The 18,167-nt window shown below is 72.2% G+C and carries 13 protein-coding genes; 2 read left to right on the top strand and 11 right to left on the bottom strand.

Annotated features, from left to right (window positions below):
• Positions 1-30 precede the first annotated feature (30 nt).
• Both AB0N03_RS05320 and AB0N03_RS05315 read right to left on the bottom strand, forming a co-directional pair.
• Positions 31-3,624, bottom strand: coding sequence for a CARDB domain-containing protein (locus AB0N03_RS05320; RefSeq protein WP_364365727.1), 3,594 nt, complete (start codon positions 3,622-3,624; stop codon positions 31-33).
• A 316-nt stretch (positions 3,625-3,940) separates the two neighbouring features.
• On the bottom strand, positions 3,941-4,378 hold the full coding sequence (locus AB0N03_RS05315; RefSeq protein ID WP_364365724.1) for a helix-turn-helix domain-containing protein: 438 nt from the start codon (positions 4,376-4,378) through the stop codon (positions 3,941-3,943).
• Positions 4,379-4,524: 146 nt separating this feature from the next.
• Between AB0N03_RS05315 and AB0N03_RS05310 the strand changes: the two genes are divergently transcribed.
• Positions 4,525-5,724: a thiolase family protein gene (locus AB0N03_RS05310; protein ID WP_364365721.1), complete on the top strand. Its 1,200-nt coding sequence runs from the start codon at positions 4,525-4,527 to the stop codon at positions 5,722-5,724.
• A gap of 26 nt (positions 5,725-5,750) precedes the next feature.
• On the opposite strand, the gene AB0N03_RS05305 is transcribed toward AB0N03_RS05310, so the two are convergent.
• Positions 5,751-6,191, bottom strand: coding sequence for a cobalamin-dependent protein (locus tag AB0N03_RS05305; protein WP_364365718.1), 441 nt, complete (start codon positions 6,189-6,191; stop codon positions 5,751-5,753).
• A gap of 34 nt (positions 6,192-6,225) precedes the next feature.
• On the bottom strand, positions 6,226-7,176 hold the full coding sequence (gene ligD / locus AB0N03_RS05300) for a non-homologous end-joining DNA ligase (RefSeq protein WP_364365715.1): 951 nt from the start codon (positions 7,174-7,176) through the stop codon (positions 6,226-6,228).
• 39 nt (positions 7,177-7,215) lie between these two features.
• On the opposite strand from ligD, the gene AB0N03_RS05295 reads away from it, so the two are divergent.
• Positions 7,216-8,052 (top strand): PHP domain-containing protein, encoded by an 837-nt coding sequence (locus AB0N03_RS05295; RefSeq protein ID WP_364365712.1) that lies wholly within the window; start codon positions 7,216-7,218, stop codon positions 8,050-8,052.
• Between the two features lie 34 nt (positions 8,053-8,086).
• On the opposite strand, the gene AB0N03_RS05290 is transcribed toward AB0N03_RS05295, so the two are convergent.
• The 7 genes from AB0N03_RS05290 to AB0N03_RS05260 all read right to left on the bottom strand — a co-directional run bounded on the left by AB0N03_RS05290 (position 8,087) and on the right by AB0N03_RS05260 (position 18,167).
• Positions 8,087-10,126 (bottom strand): MDR family MFS transporter, encoded by a 2,040-nt coding sequence (locus AB0N03_RS05290; RefSeq protein ID WP_364365710.1) that lies wholly within the window; start codon positions 10,124-10,126, stop codon positions 8,087-8,089.
• A gap of 82 nt (positions 10,127-10,208) precedes the next feature.
• Positions 10,209-11,045 (bottom strand): SDR family oxidoreductase, encoded by an 837-nt coding sequence (locus AB0N03_RS05285; RefSeq protein ID WP_364365707.1) that lies wholly within the window; start codon positions 11,043-11,045, stop codon positions 10,209-10,211.
• A 40-nt stretch (positions 11,046-11,085) separates the two neighbouring features.
• Complete coding sequence (locus AB0N03_RS05280) at positions 11,086-11,550, bottom strand: GNAT family N-acetyltransferase (RefSeq protein WP_364365704.1); 465 nt, start codon at positions 11,548-11,550, stop codon at positions 11,086-11,088.
• A gap of 53 nt (positions 11,551-11,603) precedes the next feature.
• The gene (locus AB0N03_RS05275; RefSeq protein ID WP_364365701.1) at positions 11,604-12,764 is read right to left on the bottom strand and encodes a glycosyltransferase; all 1,161 of its coding nucleotides are present in this window, start codon (positions 12,762-12,764) and stop codon (positions 11,604-11,606) included.
• Positions 12,764-13,570, bottom strand: coding sequence for an alpha/beta hydrolase (locus tag AB0N03_RS05270; RefSeq protein WP_364365698.1), 807 nt, complete (start codon positions 13,568-13,570; stop codon positions 12,764-12,766). Before AB0N03_RS05270 ends, AB0N03_RS05275 begins: the two co-directional genes overlap by 1 nt.
• Positions 13,567-13,881, bottom strand: a complete 315-nt coding sequence (locus AB0N03_RS05265) for a phosphopantetheine-binding protein (RefSeq protein ID WP_364365695.1) — start codon at positions 13,879-13,881, stop codon at positions 13,567-13,569. Before AB0N03_RS05265 ends, AB0N03_RS05270 begins: the two co-directional genes overlap by 4 nt.
• Complete coding sequence (locus tag AB0N03_RS05260; protein ID WP_364365692.1) at positions 13,878-18,167, bottom strand: beta-ketoacyl synthase N-terminal-like domain-containing protein; 4,290 nt, start codon at positions 18,165-18,167, stop codon at positions 13,878-13,880. The genes AB0N03_RS05265 and AB0N03_RS05260 overlap by 4 nt, the downstream gene beginning before the upstream one ends.

Raw genomic sequence — 18,167 nt, 5'->3', positions numbered from 1 at the left:
TTGACGGCACTCTTTGATCAGATGCGTCGGTCAGTTGCGGTTGATGGTGAACGTGGACGTCGTGTTGCGGATGTCCTGGTCGTTGTCGCTCAGCGTCAACCCGGTGAACGTCGCCGAGCCGACGGCCGGGCCCTGGCCCGGTTCCGGCAGCTCGTTCACCCAGATCCCGATCCCGGACTTCGCGTCGAACTGGTCACCGCTGCGGTGCGCGCCGGTGATCGACACGTTCGTCAGCACCGTGTCCTCGACCGGGTGCTCTGGCGTGGTGCCGTCGTACTTGGTCTGGAACATGATGCCGCTGTAGGTCGGGCTCTGGATGTCCACGTCGGACACCCGGATGCCGCGGAACTCCTTGGACGCGGAGAACAGCCAGATCGCCGGGAAGGTCTGCTGGCCCCAGAAGTGGCCGCCGTCCCGGACGAGCGAGGCGTTCTGGACCGTCGTCGGCTGCAGACCGAACCCGAGGAACGGGTAGCCGAAGTCGAGCGAGCTGATCGTGATCGCCGAGTACGTCAGCGTGTCCGCGATGTAGAGGTTCCGGAAGGTGTTGTTGTACCCGCCGTACACCGCCAGCCCGGCCGCGCGCCACGGGGTGAGCGAGGTCAGGTTCTCGAACACGTTGTCGTACTGGTTGCCCTGGTTGATGTCCGTGGCGGCGAACAGCGCGAAGCTGTCGTCGCCGGTGGACCGGGCCTCGATGTTGGCGACGTGGTTGCCGGTGCTCCCGTTCGTGAGGTTGACGCCGTCGGCGAAGGTGTCGCGGATCCGGGAGTTCTTGATCGTGGTGTTGTCCACGTTGGTGCCCCAGACCATGACCACCTGGTGCTCCACCCAGATGTTGTCGATCGTCAGGTTCGCGACACCTGCCAGGTTGAACACCTTGCCGGGGCCGTCGATGCGGGACGTGTAGTTCCCGAACACCGCGAACCCGCTGATCGTCGACCCGTTCGCGCTCGCCTGCACGTCGATGCCGATGTCGGTGTTCTCCTGACCCGAAGGCGCGGAGAACTTCGTGAACCACGGCCCGGCGCCGGTGACCGTGACAGCCTTGCCGTAGACGTTCAGCTTGCTCGACAGCGAGTAGTTCCCGGCCGGCAGGTAGACGCCGGTCAGCGTCGTGTCCTGCCGAACCTTGTCGAGGGCGCTCTGCACGTCCTGCTGCGTGAAGCCGGTGGGCACGGCGAAGTGCGCCGGGTCCGGGTTGGCGGTCGCGGTCGCCTGCTCGAAGTTCACGAAGTCGATCGCGTAGTTCGTGCTGTTGGCCGCGTCCTTCTGCAGCTTGATCTTGTGCCCGGCGGGCACGGTCGTGCCGAGCATCGCGCTCGCCTCGTCGTAGATGTGGCGAGGTCCGGCGCCCGGCGAGTTGCCCGGACCGGTTTCGGCGCCGTAGAGCCACGCGTAGTGCGAGGTCAGGTCGATGGCCTTGAGGAACGTGCCGTCGACGTAGACGTTCAGCGTCGAGTTCTGCCCGCCGCCGCCCGCGGAGTCCGGGATGGAGAACCGCGTGACCAGGGTGTTGGTCGACGCGCGGGTGGTGAACTCGACCGACGAGCCGGTCGAGTTCAGCGTCACGGCCTTGCGGCCCGACGCCTCGCCCGCGAGGTCGCCGATCGTGCGGTTCGGCCCGACGACGGAGGCACCGCCGGCGACGACGCCGTCCTCGGCCTCGTACATGTCGTAGGGCATGTTCGCGCCCCGGCCGACGAACAGCGCCTGCGTGCTGGTGTTGTTGGCCTGCTTGACCGGCAGCTCGTTGGCGTCGTTCGCGACGACCGTCTTCACGCTGTACCGGCCGTTGGCCGCGGTCCAGGTGCCGACGGTCACCGGCGCCGCGGTGGCTCCGGCGGCGATGGCGCCCGTGTACGTCCCGCTGAGCGTCTTGACGACGGTGCCGTTCTGGTCGGCGATCGTCACCGTGACGCCGTGGGCGCCGCCCGCACTCGCCACGGTGCCCTGGTTGCGCAGGGTCGTGGTGAACGTGACCGTGTTGCCCGCCGACGGGTTGGTCGGCGACCACGCCGTCGCCGCGACGAGGTCGGAGCTCTGCACCGGGCTGACGACCAGCGCCGTCGAGCCGGTGTAGGAGTTGTTGGCCTCGTTCTGTTCGATGACGGCGTTCGCCTCGTCGACCTTGGCCGTCAGCTGGTAGCTGCCCGCGTCCCGGGTGCCGATGTTCGCCGACACCGTCGTCGACGCACCGGCGGCGAGTGCGCCGACGTTCGCCGTGCCGACCTTCGTCGTGCCCAGGTAGAGGTTCACGTTCGTCGCGCCCGAGGCCGCCGTCCCGGCGTTGCGGACGGTCGCCGACGCGGTGATCGCGTCGGTTTCGACGGGGTTCTGCGGCGACCAGGACACACCCGAGATCGTCAGGTCGGGGTTCGGCGCGGGGACGCCGAAGACCTGGAACTCCGCGACTTGCCCGCCGCCGGCGCCGGAGTTGGCGGTGACGCGCAGGCGGACGTCGGCGGCGCGGCCGCTCAGCGGGATCGTCACGGTGTTGCCGGTGGACGGGGTGAAGCTGTAGGTCTGCGCGGCCGACAGCGTGGTGAACGCGGTTCCGCTCTGCTCACGGCCTTCGACGGCGATCGTCTGCGTCCGCGGGCCCCAGGAAGCGTCGGGGTTGAGCTTCACGACGACCTGGTTCAGGTCGGCGTTCGACCCGAGCGCGACGGTCAGCAGGTTCGGGTAGGTCCCGCCGCCGCCCTCCCAGTAGGTGGAAAGCGAATTGTCGTTGGCGTTGGCCGCGACGAACGTGAACTCGGTCGAGGACGCCGTGATCGGCTTGCCCACCGCGAGGTTCGTGCCGGCCTGGGTGCCGGTGCGCGTCACGGCGACGCTGTTCGCCGACTGGTTGCCGGCCGCATCGCGAGCGCGGACGTAGTAGGACACGGTCGTGCCGTCCGGCTGGTTGTCGGTGTAGGTCAGCACGGTGCCCGCGACACTGCCGCGCAGCTGGCCGTTGGCGTAGACGTCGTAGCCGGCGACACCGGTGTTGTCGGTCGAGGCCGACCAGGTGAGCCGGATCTGGCCGCTCACCGGCTGCGTGTAGGCGAGGTTGCCGGGTGCCGACGGCGGCTGCGTGTCGCCGCCGGCCGGGCCGTGCACCTCGAACTCGGACAGCTGCGCGGCGGGCCAGCCGGCGTTGGCCGTGACGTTCAGCCGCACGTAACGGGTGCTGCCGGTGACGTCCACGGTGACCGTGTTGCCGGTGGCGGGGTCGAAGCGGTAGCCCGCCGAGGGCTTGAGGTCGCTGAAGCCGGTCCCGTTGGTGCTGCCCTGGACGCCGAAGGTCTCGGTGCGGGCCTCCCAGTTCGACGGCAGCTTCAGCACCAGCTGGGCGACGTTGGTGGCCGCGCCGAGGTCGGCCTGGATCCACTGCGGGAACTGGTTGTTCGCGCTCTCCCAGTAGGTGGCCTGGTTGCCGTCGCCGACGTTCGACGCGGGGTACTCGCCGAGCTGGCTGCTGGCGGTGTAGGTGGCGGAGGCGGCTTGGGCGGCGGGCTGGACGGCGGCTTGCGCGGCCGAAGGGGCCGGGGCGCCGCTCGCGGCCACAGCGGGAGTGGCCAGCAGGAGGGACAGGGCGGCATAGGTCGCCGCGCGCGACAGAAGTCGCTTCGTTCTCATGGGTTTCCTCTGATCCGGGGAGGAGGGAGACGCGTCGGGACGGCACAACCGGTGAACGGGACGGGCGCGGACGCGGCCCGGGGGCGCACGTGGGCAGCACGGAACAGCCGTCATGGGCACCTCTTCGTCGAGGAGCTGGGCGGGATCTTCCTGACGTCTGCCGCAATTTCTCGCGCTGCTGTCAGGTTCTTGCACTGATTCGTTCAAGACTTACAGTGACGGCGGTCTCAAGTCAACGGCCAAAAGCCGTGAAGGCCTCCTTCACGGCTGTTAGAGCCGGTAAGGAGGCCTTCACGGCCTTGGAGTCAGGAAAGCGTCAGCGGACGGCGCCGAGGCGGATCGCGTGGGTGCCCGGGGCGTTGACCGGGTCGCCGCAGTGCGCGCAGACGGTGGCGGGCTCGAGGACCTCGCCGCAGGCGTGCCGCCACAAAGTGGGGGCTTCGCCCTGGTGGACGTACTTGTCACCCCAGGCCATCAGGCCGAGCAGGATCGGCTGCAGCGCACGGCCGGCTTCGGTCGGGTAGTACTCGTGGCGGGGCGGGTGGGCCTCGTACTGGACCTTTTCGAGCACGCCCGCGTCGACGAGCTTGCGCAGCCGCGCGGCCAGGATGTCGCGGCTGGCGCCGGTGTTCTCGGCGATCCGGTTGAACCGCCGCTCCCCCAGCATGACCTCGCGCAGCGCGAGCAGGCTCCACCGCTCGCCGACGACCTCGAGGGCCTCGGCGACCGAACACTCCCGACCACGCCGGACCATGCCACCTCCCGTGGGGTTGAAAATCCAACCTAGCACGTCGGTCGCGTGTGACCTGCCGACTGTGACCTGCAAAACGTGCGAGTTGTGGAATCCAACTCACACGGCGTATACCGAAGGCATCCCCGATCTGCGAGGAGGCAGACGCCATGACGGACGCGGTGATCGTCGACGCGGTACGAACCCCGATCGGCAAGGGCAAGCCGAACGGAACACTGGCCGGGGTGCACCCGGTCGACCTGCACGCCCACGCGCTCCGCTCGCTCGTCGAGCGCACCGGCGTCGACCCGGCCCGGATCGACGACGTGATCAGCGGCGCGGTCGGCCAGATCGGCGAGCAGAGCATGAACACCGCCCGCTGGGCCGCGCTGGCCGCGGGCCTCCCGGAGTCGGTGCCGGCGGTGACCGTCGACCGGCAGTGCGGCAGCAGCCAACAAGCCGTCCACTTCGCCGCGCAGGGCGTCATCGCCGGCGCGTACGACGTCGTGATCGCCTCCGGCGTCGAGTCGATGAGCCGGGTGCCGATGGGCAGCCAGGTGGCCGGGCGCGACCCGTTCGGCCCGCAGGTCGCCGCCCGCTACCCGGACGGCCTGGTGCCGCAGGGCATCAGCGCGGAGCTGATCGCCGCGAAGTGGGGCTTCGGCCGCGCGCAGCTCGACGAGTTCTCCGCCGAAAGCCACCAGCGGGCCGCGAAGGCGTGGGCCGACGGGAAGTTCGCCGGCGAGGTCGCGCCGCTCAAGGCACCCGGCCCCGACGGCGTCCTCGTCGACGTCACGACCGACGAGACCGTCCGGCCCGGGACGACGCCGGAGATCCTCGCCGGGCTAGAGCCGGCCTTCCGCGCCGAGGGCTGGGAGCAGCGGTTCCCCGGCCTCGGCTGGCACGTCACCGCGGGAAACTCGTCGCCGATCAACGACGGCGCCGCCGCGCTGATGATCACCAGCTCCGAGACGGCGAAAGCGCTCGGATTGCGGCCGCGGGCCCGGATCCACAGCTTCGCCGTCGTGGGCGACGACCCGCTGTACATGCTGACCGGCGTCATCCCGGCCACCCGCAAGGTCCTCGACCGGGCGGGGCTTTCGGTGGGCGACATCGACGCCTTCGAGGTCAACGAGGCGTTCGCGAGCGTCGTGCTCGCCTGGCAGGCCGAGATCGGCGCCGACCTGGCGAAGGTCAACGTCAACGGCGGCGCGATCGCGCTCGGCCACCCGCTCGGCGGCAGCGGCGCGCGCCTGGCGACGACGCTGCTGTCGGTGCTGGAGCAGACCGGCGGCCGCTACGGCCTGCAGACGATGTGCGAGGCGGGCGGCCTCGCCAACGCGACGATCGTCGAGCGTCTGGACTACTGAGCCGATCGTTACCGACCCGACCACAGTCACGGCCGAACGGCTTCGTGGCAACGGTTACGTGCCGTGTGAGGGTCGGCCTGCTTTTGGCCGGATCGGTAACCCGCGAGGTAGGCCCGCAACGCCGCCACGGCTCCCCCGGGATCCGTGGCGGCGGCCGGGAAGACCTCGTCGAAGCCCAGCGCCAGGAGTTCCTCGCGAGTGCGGCCCAGCCGGCCGCCGAGCACCACCGGCAGCCCGGCCAGGTCGAGGTCGGCGCGCACGCGGCGGACCACGTCGACGCCCGAAGCGCCGAGCGCGGTGGACAGCACCAGGCAGCCCGGACGCTCGCGGCGGCACGCTCCCAGCACCACCTCGACCGGAGTCCGCGCGCCCAGCGCGCGGACGTCGTGGCCCGCGCGTTCGAGGACCACCTGCAGAGCGACCAGGCTCCACGCGGCCGCATCCAAACCGGACAGCACGATCTTCACCTACGACAGAGTCGCGAGCCCGCCCGGAAATACGTCAGTCGGGCTCGGGCGGGTCTTCGACGCCGTCGCGGTCGGCCCACTCCAGCAGCGGCTCCAGGGAGAAGACGGCGTCGTCGATGCCCGCGTGGAGGTCGCCCAGCTCGGCGAAGCGGGCCGGCACGGTGGCGATGGTGAAGTCGCCGGGCTCGGCGGCGTCGACCTCGTCCCAGCGGATCGGCGCCGACACCGTGCCTTCCGGGTTGCCGCGGACCGAGTAGGCGCTGGCGATCGTGTGGTCGCGGGCGTTCTGGTTGTAGTCGACGAAGAGGGTGCGCGGGTCGCGGTCCTTGCGCCACCAGGTCGTGGTGACGTCGTCCGGGGCGCGCCGCTCGACTTCGCGGGCGAAGGCCAGCGCGGCCCGCCGGACGTCGGTGAAGCTCCAGCGGGGTTCGATCCGGACGTAGACGTGCAGGCCGCGGCCGCCGGACGTCTTGGGCCAGCCGACCGCGCCGAGCTCGTCGAGGACCTCGTGCGCGACGTGCGCGACCCGGCGGACGCGGTCGAAGCCGCAGTCGGGCATCGGGTCGAGGTCGATGCGCCACTCGTCCGGTTTCTCGGTGTCGGCGCGGCGCGAGTTCCACGGGTGGAACTCCACAGTGGACATCTGCACCGCCCAGGCGACGTGCGCCACGTCGGTCACGCACAGCTCGTCGGCGTGCCGGTTGTAACGCGGGAAGGTCACCCGGACGGTCTCGAGCCACGGCGGCGCGCCGTTCGGGACGCGCTTCTGGTGGACCTTCTCCCCCGCCACCCCGGACGGGAAGCGGTGCAGCATGCACGGCCGCTCGCGCAGCGCGTTGACGATGCCGTCGCCCACCGAAAGGTAGTAGTTGACCAGGTCGAGCTTCGTCTCGCCGCGGGCCGGGAAGTACACCCGGTCCGGGTTCGAGATCCGCACCGTGTGCGGCCCGACCTCCAGCTCCACCGCCGCCGACTTCTGCGCCATGCCCCGACGCTAGCCGAAAAACCGCGTTACGGTGACCCGGTGAGCCTGCCGCCGGACGGTCACGTCCACACCGAGTGGTCCTGGGACACGGTCACCGGGTCGATGATCGGCTCGTGCGAACGGGCGCTGGAGCTGGGGCTGCCGTCGGTGGCCTTCACCGAGCACGCGGACCTCACGCCGTGGCTGATCCCGGAGCCGGTCCGGCCGCTGCTGCCGGACCACTTCCGGGTGCGGCTGCGCCCGGACGGCGTCCTCGAGCCGCCGGACTTCGACGTCGCGGGCTATCTGGCGTGCGTCGAGGAGTGCCGCTCACGGTTTCCGTCGCTGCGGATCCGGTCCGGGGTGGAGCTGAGCGAACCCCATTGGCACCGGCCACGCGCCGACGCGCTGCTCGCGGCCCACGACTTCGACCGGGTGCTCGGCTCGGTGCACTCGCTGCCCGGTGACGGGCACCACCACGAGGTCACGGCGATCGCGGACCGGCCGCCCGGTGACCTGCTGCGGGCGTACCTGACCGAAGTACTTGGGCTGGTGGAGTCGACGGCCGATTTCGCGGTCCTGGCGCACATCGACTACGCGCTGCGCTCCTGGCCGGGCGAGGGGCCGCCGTTCGCCGCGGACGACTTCGAGGAGGAGTTCCGGACGGTGCTGCGCTCGCTGGCGTCGAGCGGCCGTGCACTGGAAGTCAACACGAAGGTGCCGCTGCCGGGCGAGGTCGTGCGCTGGTGGTTCGAGGTGGGTGGCGACGCGGTGACCTTCGGCAGCGACGCCCACGAGCCGGGCCTGGTCGGCCACGGGTTCGCGGAGGCGGCGGCGATGGTGGAGGGCTGCGGTTTCCGTCCGGGCCGAACTGCCCACGACTTCTGGCGCCGCTGACCCCAACGCCGCTTTCACGGGAAAGCTGCGGTCGTCAGGTCAGGGCGTGCCGCCCGTACGTCCGGACCTCCGCGCTCTGGTCCAGCAGGCGAGCCGCCACCCGGCCGATCGCCGCGTCGAGCTCGGCGCGGTTGCCCGTTCCCCAGTCTCCGAGCCGCGAAGCCAGCCAGTCGTGCCACGCGCCGACCACCTTGCCGAACTCTTCGTGGCCCGCGTTGGTCAGCTCCCAGTGGTCGCGGGCGTAGCGCAGGTGCCCGGTCAGCTCCAGCCGGTTGAACGCGGGTTCCAGCACCGACGCCGGCACCCCGAAGTACCCGCCGATCGCCCGCAGCGTCGCCGGCTCGCCCCGGCGCCGCCGCAGGTGGACCTGCAGCAGGCACCAGATCCCGCCCTCGTCGAGGTCCGACCCGGCCCGCTCGACGATCGCCGGGGCCACCTTGCGGCGCTCGCGGAAGAACAACGTCGCCACGGCGCGTTCCAGCTCTCGGTCGTCCGTGCGGGCCTCCGGCATCGCGAAACCGTCGCCGAGGTCCGGGGCCGCAGCCCGCGCCGTGTCGCGCAGCGGGACCTCCTTCAGGAAGAACGCCAGCGCGAACGCCACCAGCCCGACCGGCGCCGCGGCGAGGAACACGACGTGCAAGGAGTCGCTGTAGGCCTGGATCACCGGCGCGGACACCGAGTCCGGCAAGGCGTGCAACGCGGTCGGCACCTGGATGGCCCGCGGATCGACGCCCGGCGGCAGTGGGTGCGCGGCCACCGCCGCCGCGAGGTTCGGCGTCAGCTGGTTGGCGTACACCGTCCCGAAGATCGCCGCGCCGAACGAACTGCCGATCGACCGCAGAAACGTCACCCCCGACGTGGCGACGCCGAGATCGGCGTAGTCGACGGTGTTCTGCACGGCGATGGTCAGCACCTGCATGCCGAGCCCGATCCCGAAACCGAGCACGGCCATGTACGCCGACGCCTCCCAGAACCCCGTGTCGGTGTCGAGCCGTGACAGCAGGTACAGCCCGATCGTCATGCCCGCGGCACCGACCAGCGGGAAGATCTTGTAGCGGCCGGTCTTGCTCACCGCGTTGCCCGCGGTGATCGACGCGACGAGCAGCGCCAGCACCATCGGCAGCAGCCGCACGCCGGACGACGTCGCCGACGTGCCCTGGACGTACTGCATGTACGTCGGCAGGTACGACAGCGCGCCGAGCATCGCGAAGCCGACGACGAAGCTCATGATCCCGCCGACCGTGAACACCGGGTTGCGGAACAGCCGCATCGGCAGCATCGGTTCCTGGGCTCTCAGCTCCACGAAGACGAACGCGGCCAGCAGCACCACCGACCCGATCGCCATCCCGATGATCGTCGGCGAACCCCACGCGTACTGCGTGCCGCCCCAGCTCGTCACGAGCGTCAGGCCCGTCGCGGCCAGGCCGATGAGCAAGATCCCGAGGTAGTCGATCACCGGCTTGACCGCGGCACGCGCGTTCGGCATCGCCGACGACGCCACGATCAGCACCACGATGACCAGCGGGATGTTCACGTAGAACGCCCACCGCCACGACAGGTGATCGACGAAGAAGCCGCCGAGCATCGGGCCGGCCACGGTCACCACGCCGAACACCGAGCCGAGGACGCCCTGGTACTTGCCGCGCTCGCGCAGCGGGACGACGTCGGCGATGAGCGCGGTCGAGGTGACCATCAGCCCACCGCCGCCCAGGCCCTGCACCGCGCGCCACACGATCAGCCAGACCATGCTGTCGGCGAAGCCGGCGCAGAACGAGCCGATCCCGAACACGATCACCGACAGCTGGAACATCAGCTTGCGGCCGAACAGGTCGCCGAGCTTGCCGACGACGACGGTCATGATCGTCTCGGCCAGCAGGTACGACGTCACCACCCAGGACAGGTGCCCGGCGCCACCGAGGTCCCCGACGATGGTGGGCAGCGCGGTGCCGACGATGGTCTGGTCCAGCGCGGCCAGCAGCATCCCGAGCAGCACGGCGCCGAACACGGCGTTGACCCGGCCGCGGCTCAGCGGTGCGGGCCCCGGCTCGTGGGCGACCTCCGCGGTGGCCGTCATCTCCGCACCTCCTCGCTCGGCCTTCGAGGCTAGTGCGCGCCGTCCACTGTGGATAGCCACCCGTTCCGGTGGTCCCGGCCGGTCAGAGGGTCCAGCGGTCCCGCGGCGGCGACTCGAGGACGAGCTCGCCGTCGACCGCCGCGGCGATCTCCTCCGGCGTCCAGACGTCCTGGTGCAGGACCGGCCGGATGATCGCGGGCTGGCGCACGGCGTGCAGGTGCCCGTCCGCCAGCCGCAGCACCTGCCCGGTGATCCCGGCGGAGAGGTCGCTGAGCAGGTACGTCACCAGCGGCGCCACCCGTTCCGGCGGGTGCGCGTCCGGGTTCCCGTTCGGGTCGGCGGCCATCAGCCGGGTCCAGGCGATCGGGCTGACGGCGTTGACGCGGACGCCGTGGGAGGCCAGGTCGGCCGCCCACGAGTACGTCATCGACGCCACCGCGCCCTTCGACGCCGAGTAGGCGGCGGCCCCGCGCTGCCCGATCATGGACCCCGACGTCACGTTGACGATGACACCGTTGCCCTGGGCAACCATCACCTCGGCGGCCGCCGTGCCGCAGTGGAGCGGGCCGAGGACGTTGGTCTCGACCAGCGCCCGGGTGCGCCCGGCGTCGGCGTCCTCCCACGGCCGCGCGTGGTAGCCGATCGCGGCGTTGTTCACCAGTCCGTCGAGCCGGCCGAACCGGTTGCGGCACAACGTGATCAGCTCCCGGGCGTACGCCGGGTCGGCCACCGAGCCGACGCTCACGACGGCCGTGCCACCGTCCGCTTCGATGGCGGCGACGGTCTCGTGCGCCGGTTCCGCGTCGACGTCGTTGACGACGACCACGGCACCGCTGCCGGCCGCGTGCCGCGCGAAGGCCCGCCCCAGTCCGCGGCCGGCTCCGGTGATGACCACGGCCCGGCTGTCCAGGATTCCCATGCTCCCCAGTGTGACCCGCGAAAGGTCCGGACCGCACCACTCAGATCGTCCGGGCCAGCATGACTTCGAACGGCCGGAAGCCCTGCGCGCGGTAGAACGCCAGCGCGCCCTCGTTGTGCGCGTACGCCTGCACGGCCAGTTCGGTCGCCCCGCGTTCTCCGGCCCACGTCACGAACGCGGACACCAGCGCCTCTCCCACGCCTTCACGACGCCGCTCGGCCGCGACCCGCATGCTTTCCAGCACCGCCCGCACCGCGCCGGGGCGCAGGGAACTGACCGGCAGCAGCCGGCCGATCAGGTGGCCCGCCACCGCGCCGTCCGCGCGGGCCAGTAGGCAGAGGGCATCCTCGTTCGCGACGAGGTCCTGGTAGTAGGCCGCGCCCTCGCGGGCCGGCCAGCCGAGGTCCATGTCCGGGTCGTGGGTTCCGGCGTCCTCGGCGAACAGCGCGGCGGCCGACGCGACGAGTTCGGGGACTTCTTCGGTGACATCGACGGAAACAGTCATGTCCAGCACCGTAACGGCGGGTTTTTTCGAAGTAAATGGCGACTTTCAGGACTTCAACGCGCCAGGCTTTCGAGGGCGAGCTGTTCCAAATGGCCTGCGGCCGCCGCACTTCCGCCCGCCGCGTGGAACGACGCCGCCACGGTCGCCGCCGCCCGCCGGTACGACGGCTCGGTCAGCACCTCCTCGACGGCCGCGGCGATGCGGTCCGCTCCGGCGCGGCCGAACCGCAGCCGGATGCCCGCGCCCGCGGCGACCACCTGGGCCGCCACGATCGGCTGGTCGTCACGGATCGGCGCCACCACGAGCGGCAGGCCGTGCCACAGCGCTTCGCACACCGTGTTGTGGCCCGCGTGGCACAGCACCGCGTCCACCCGCGGCAGCAGCGGCAGCTGCGGGACCCGCGGGCGCACCAGGACGTTCGGCGGCACCGTCCCCAGCACCTCGCCGGGGTCGACGACAACGGCCCGCGCGGCCATCCCGGCGAACGCCTCGGCCGCCGTCGCGAGGAAGCTCGCGCCCGCTTCGGTGTTGGCCGTGCCCAGGGAGACCAGCACCGTCGGGTGCAGCGGATCGAGCCACTCCCACGGGAAGTCCGTTGTGGACGGACGCGCAGCGAGCGACGGCCCGACGAGCCGCACCCGCGGCGGGAGGGTGACCGCACCCAGCAGTTCTCGGGTGGTGAACGCCAGGACGCCGTGCGGTGAGAACCGCGGATCCGCCGAGCCGCGGCCGTCCGCGATCCGCGCGCGCAGCTCGTCGACCAGCGAACCGACCCACTCGGCGACCTTCGGCATGCCCGCCAGGGGATCGACGAGCTCGGCGGACGTCGTCGCCGACGTGACCCACGGCAGGCCGCGGGCCTCGGCCAGCAGCCCGCCGGCCAGGGCCTGCTGATCGGCGACCACCACGTGCGGTGCGAAGGCGTCGATCGCCGCGGCCACGCCCGAAGCCATCGCGTCGGCCAGCGGGATGAGGAAGTCCTCCCAGAGGAACCTCAGCGCGGCCGGTCCCTTGAGCCCGGCCGGGCGCGCGGGGGCACCGGCGGGCAAGCCGCAGGAGAAAACGAGCTCCGCCGGGCCGGCCAGCTGCCACAGCAGCTCCTCGTGCCCGGCCCAGGCGACCTCGTGCCCGCGAGCGGCGAGCTCGGCCGCGACGCCGGCGGCCGGGTTGACGTGCCCGACCAGCGGCGGGACGACGAACAGGAACCGGGCCACTACCGCACCCGCGCCGGGACGCGCGAGGTGTCGCGGACCCAGCCGAAGATCAGGTCGATCGTCTCGGCGGTCCGCTCGACCAGCACCGAGTGGCCCTGGTCGGGCAGCACGACGCAGCGGCAGCGGTCCAGGTGCGACTCGAAGTGCGGCACCTGCGCGGCGAGGCCCGAGTCGCCGCCGAAGATCGCGAACACCGGGCAGCGCACGGCCGACAGGTCGGCGGCGATCGTCGCGCTGCGCGGGATGTCCTCGGCGATCGTGGTGGTCTGGAGGATCTTGTTCGCCGCCTTCGACAGCCGTGCGGTGTGCGCGCCGTGGTTGTCGGCGATCCAGCCGATCACCTCGTCGATCGCCAGCCGGGTCTTCGCGTCGGCGAGCCCGTCGGCCATGTGCCGCGTCCACTCCTCCGTCGGCGGTTCGCCTTCGATGACGACGACACTGGCGACCCGGTCCGGCCGGGCGGCGGCCAGCCCGAACGCCACCGAGGCGCCGAAGGAGTTGCCGACGACGTGCACCGGCCGCGTGACCCCGCTCGCGTCGAGGACCGCGACGAGGTCGCCGACGAACTCCTCGAGGTGGTACCCGGACTCCGGGCGCGTCGTGCGGCCGTGCCCGCGCAGGTCGTACATCAGCACGTCGAGGCCGCGTTCGGCGAACGCCGGGCCGAGGGTGAAGTAGTAGCTGGCGAGGCTGTCGGTCAGCAGCCCGTGGACGCACACGACGATCGGCGCGTCCCCGTCGAGCGGGACGTCCGGGGCGAGCCGCTGGACGTGCACGTCCAGCTCGCCGGCGCGGATCCGGCTCACGCCGCCGCCCGCAGCGAGGCGACGATGTACCGGACGAGCTCGCCGACGGTCAGCGCGATGATCTCCTCGAGGTCGCGCTCGGCGATGAACGTCGCGAAGTTGACGCGCTCGCCGTAGTGCTCGCGCAGCTGCCCGGACAGCGCCACCAGGTCGACGCTCTCCAGTTCGAGGTCGTCGTGGAACGTCGTGTCCATGGTGATCTCGGCCGTGTCCAGCACGTCGAGCCCGTACTCCTCGAGCAGCTCCTGCAGCATCCCGCTGAGCCGCGCGAGCACGGTCGCTTCGTCCGTGGCCGTGGTTTCGATGCTCATCCGGCGGTCTCCTTCGTCTCTTCGGTCCAGGCGACGACGTAGTGGCGCGGAGGCGCGCCGGGCGGGCTGTCGACGTCGGCGCAGTGCACGGCGTGGTCGGTTCCGTCGACGCGGACAGTGAGCGCGGCCGGCGCCGCGGCGACGACTTCGAAGTCCCGCGGCTCGCCGCGCAGGCCGGTGCCGAGCAGCTTCGCCACGGCTTCCTTGGCGGTCCAGAACCGGGCGAACCAGCGTTCCGGATCGCCGGACAGGCCGGCGAACAGGGCCTGCTCACCGGCGCCGAGCGCGGCGTCCACAGTGGACTCCACGCGCGGGACGACCTCTTCGACGTCGATACCGCACCGCTCGTGCCGGGCGATCGCCACCCCGACTTCGCCGCGGTGGGCCAGCGAAACCGTCAGCGGAGGCAGCACCCGGCCGTAGGCTCCGGTCGCGTGCGGACGGCCCGCGTCGTCGTTGCCGATGCGCAGCTCGGCCGGGAACATCTCCGGTGCGCCGCCGGCCCAGAGGAACTGGCGGACGGCGTCCTTCGCCGCGATCCGGCCGAGCAGCCATTGGCGCCGGCCGCGCGGCGGGCGGTGGTCGTACGCCTCGCGTTCGGCACCGGCGAGGTAGTTGCGCATGATCAGCTCGCGGGTCGCCAGGTCCGGCCACTGCTCGTGGACCAGCGCCCAGCCGCCCGGCTGCTCGTGCGACAGCGTCGAACGCTCGGGCGTGCGGTCGGCCTGACGGAGGTGAGGGGTGCTGTCGAAGCGGCGGTCGCGCCAGCCGGTGAACTCGGCCCACACCTGCCCGTCGTGGACGAGCTGCATGTCGGCGTCGAGGAACTCATCGCTCAAGGCGGTGATCTCGACCAGGCATTCCAGCCGCTCGCCCGGCGCCGGGTGCGGGCCGTGGAAGCGGATCTCGCGCAGGGCGACCGGGAAGACGGTGGTGCGTTCGGTCAGCCGGGACATGATCCAGTAGCCGAGGACCTGGCCGACGTTGTCGAGCAACGCGCCGGGCGCGGCGGGCGTCGTCAGCACGGCCCGGACGTGCCGCTCGCCGACGGCGGTCAGCTCGCTGACGCCCTGGAAGAGCGGGCCGTGGAACATCCAGCGTTCGTCGTACAGCTGCGCCGCCGTGGTCTCCGGGACCTGCTCCGCCGACGCGGGGAACCGCCACGGCCGGGGTGCGTTCGCCGGATACGCCGGGGCGAGCTCGACGGTGGCCTGGGAGTAGCCGTCGAGCGTCGCGAGCACGCGGTCGGGGCCCTGTGGCCGGACGCGGACGCCGACGGTGACCGCCGGCACCGCCGTGATCCACTGGGTCAGCCGGACGTCGTGCACCGCGACCGCGCGGCGGCCGGGTGCGGCCTGCTCGGCGAAGCCCATCAGGTGGCCGATCACCGTGGTGGCCGGCACGACCGGCCAGCGGTCACCCGGATCGGCCCGCGGTGGCTGCTTGAAGAAGCAGTGGTCGAGCAGGTACGGCATCGCCTCGACCGACACGGTCAGCGTGGTGTCCAGCTCCTTCGGCGGCGGCAGCTGCTTCGCGGCCGCTCTCCGGCCCGGGCCGGAGAGCACAGTGGACGCCAGCTCGGCGGTGTCGTGCAGCAGCGCGGCGAACTCCGCGGCCAGCGGGCCCTTCCCGGCCAGGTCATCCACTGTGGACGGACGGCCGGCCGGCAGCGCGATGCGCGCGCGGACTTCGTCGTCGAGCGAGATCAGGTGCCCGCCGAGATCCAGCTTGACGGCCTTGTGCGGGATCGGGCGGTCACCGGGCAGCCGCGTGAAGTCGATGTCGGCGCCGTCGGCCCACAACGCCGTCGCGACCCGGCGCAGCTGGGCCAGACCGGGCCGGTGCGCGGAATGCGCGGCGACGACCAGGTGGTCCTCGCCGTGCAGGGTGTCGCCGACCAGCGAGCCGAGCTGTCCCGCGCCGACCTGCACGAACGCCCGGAACCCGGCCGCGTGCAGCGCGCGCACGAGCGGCCGGAACCGGACCGGTTCCAGCAGGTGCCGCACGAACAACTCGCGGACGTCCGCCTCGGCGGCCGGGTACTCCGCCACCGTCGTCGCCGACCAGATCGGCACCGACGGCGAGTGCAGCGTGAAGCCGGCGGCCGCGTCGCGGATCGGGCCCAGGTACGGCCGCAGCATCGGCGTGTGGAACCCGGACCGGAACGGCAGCACCTGCGCCACGATCCCCGCGTCCCGGAAGCGCGCGACGAAGGTGTCGATGGCGGCGGCCGGGCCGCAGACCATGGCCTGGTTCGGCGAGTTGTCGTGGGAGAGCACGACGTCGTCGCGGCCGGCCAGCTCCTCGATCACCCGGGGCGCGGGCGCGCCGATCGCGGCGAAGGCGAGACCGGGGACGACGAGCGCGTCCGGGTCGAACCGGGCGAGGAACGCGTCGACCTCGGCTTCGGCGTACACGCCGGTGACGGCCATCGCCGTCCACTCCCCCAGGCTGTGGCCCGCGACGGCGTCCGGGGTGACGCCCAGCCGGCCGAGCGCGGAGTTCAGCAGCCGGCCCAGTTCGAAGACCGCGGTGCCCTGGCGGCCGACGTCGCCGACCTCGACGTCCGCGTGTCGCCACGGCAACCCGAAGTGGCGGGCGACATCGCCGCAGTTCAGCGCCAGTTCCGACTCCAAGCCGGGGAACAGGAAGGCCACCTTGCCGCCGCCCGGCCCGAGCAGCGGGCGGTCGGCGAACCAGACGTCGTTGCGGCCGCGCCAGGCCCGGCCGCGGGCGACCGCCTTGCGGGCCAGGGCCAGCCGCTTCTCCGTCGGGTCGACGACGCCGAGCCGGACGGGGCCGTCGCCGGGCCCGCGGGACCCGGGCCGCTCGAGCAGGTCGCGCAGCTCGTCGACCGACCGCGCGGCGAGCCGCAGCACCCGTTCCGGCTCGCGGACGACGACCGCTTTCGCGTGCCCCGGCGCCTGTTCGAGAACGACGTGGGCGTTGATCCCGCCGAACCCGAAGGCGTTGACCCCGGCCCGGCGCACGTCGGCGTCCCACGGCCGGGCCGTGTCCAAAGTGGAGAACCGGGTCTTCGCGAGCATCGGGTGCGGGTCGTCGCAGTGCAGGGTGGGCAGCAGGACGCCGTGGTGCACCGCCAGCGCCGCCTTCACCAGGCCGGCGATCCCGGCGGCGGGCATCGTGTGCCCGATCATCGACTTGACCGAGCCGAGCACCGCGGCGCCCTCGGGACCGAAGACCTCTTCCAGGGTCGCGAGCTCGGCCGCGTCGCCGGCCGGGGTCGCGGTGCCGTGCGCTTCCAGGAGCCCGATCGAATCCGGGGCGGCCGGGTCCAGGCCCGCGGCCGCCCACGCCTGGCGCACCGCCCGGACCTGGCCGCCGGAGTCCGGGTTGGCCAGGCTCGCGGTCCGGCCGTCGGAGGCGACGCCGGTGCCGGTGATCACGGCGTAGACGCGGTCGCCGTCCCGCTCGGCGTCGGCCAGGCGCTTGAGCACGACGACGCCGGTGCCCTCGCCGATCAGCACGCCGTCGGCGTCGCGGTGGAACGGCCGGATGCGCTCGGACGGCGACAGCGCGCCGAGCTGGGTGAACACGCTCCAGAACGTGATGTCGTGGCAGTGGTGGACGCCGCCGGCGAGCACGACGTCACAGCGGCCGGTGGCCAGCTCCCGCACGGCGTGGTCGACGGCGATCAGCGAGGACGCGCACGCGGCGTCCACGGTGTACGCCGGGCCGCGCAGGTCGAGGCGGTTGGCCAGCCGGGACGCGGCGAGGTTGGGCACGAGCCCGATCGCGGACTCCGGCGCCTCCGGGCCGAGCTGGTCGGTGAAGGCCTGCCGGACGGCGTCGAGCCGCTTTTCGTCGAGGTCCGGCAGCAGCTCACCGAGGGTGCGGACGAGCTGGCTCGCGGTCCGGACGCGCTGGTCGAGGCGGACCAGCCCGGGCGTCAGGTAGCCGCCCCGGCCGAGCACGACGCCGACCTTGCTCCGATCCACCGGCAGCCGGTCCGGCCCGCCCGCGTCCGCGACCGCCTGCGCGGCGACCCGCAGCGCGATCAGCTGGTCGGGTTCGGTGGCGGGCACGGAGTTCGGCATGATCCCGAAGCCGGTGACGTCCACTTCGGCCAGTTCGTCGACGAACCCGCCGCGCCGGCAGTAGACGCGGTCGGCCCGCCGCTCGTCCGGCGCGTAGTGGACGACGTCCCACTTCTCCGGCGGCACCTCGGTGATCGCGTCGACGCCGCCGGCGAGGTTGCGCCAGTACGCCGCGAGGTCCGGGGCGCCGGGCAGCAGCACCGACATCCCGACGATGGCGACGCGCAT

The sequence above is a fragment of the Amycolatopsis sp. NPDC051061 genome (assembly GCF_040682935.1).
Lineage (GTDB): Bacteria > Actinomycetota > Actinomycetes > Mycobacteriales > Pseudonocardiaceae > Amycolatopsis.
The sequence above is the reverse complement of the archived record's forward strand: the minus strand, read 5'-3'. Positions and strand labels throughout refer to the sequence as shown.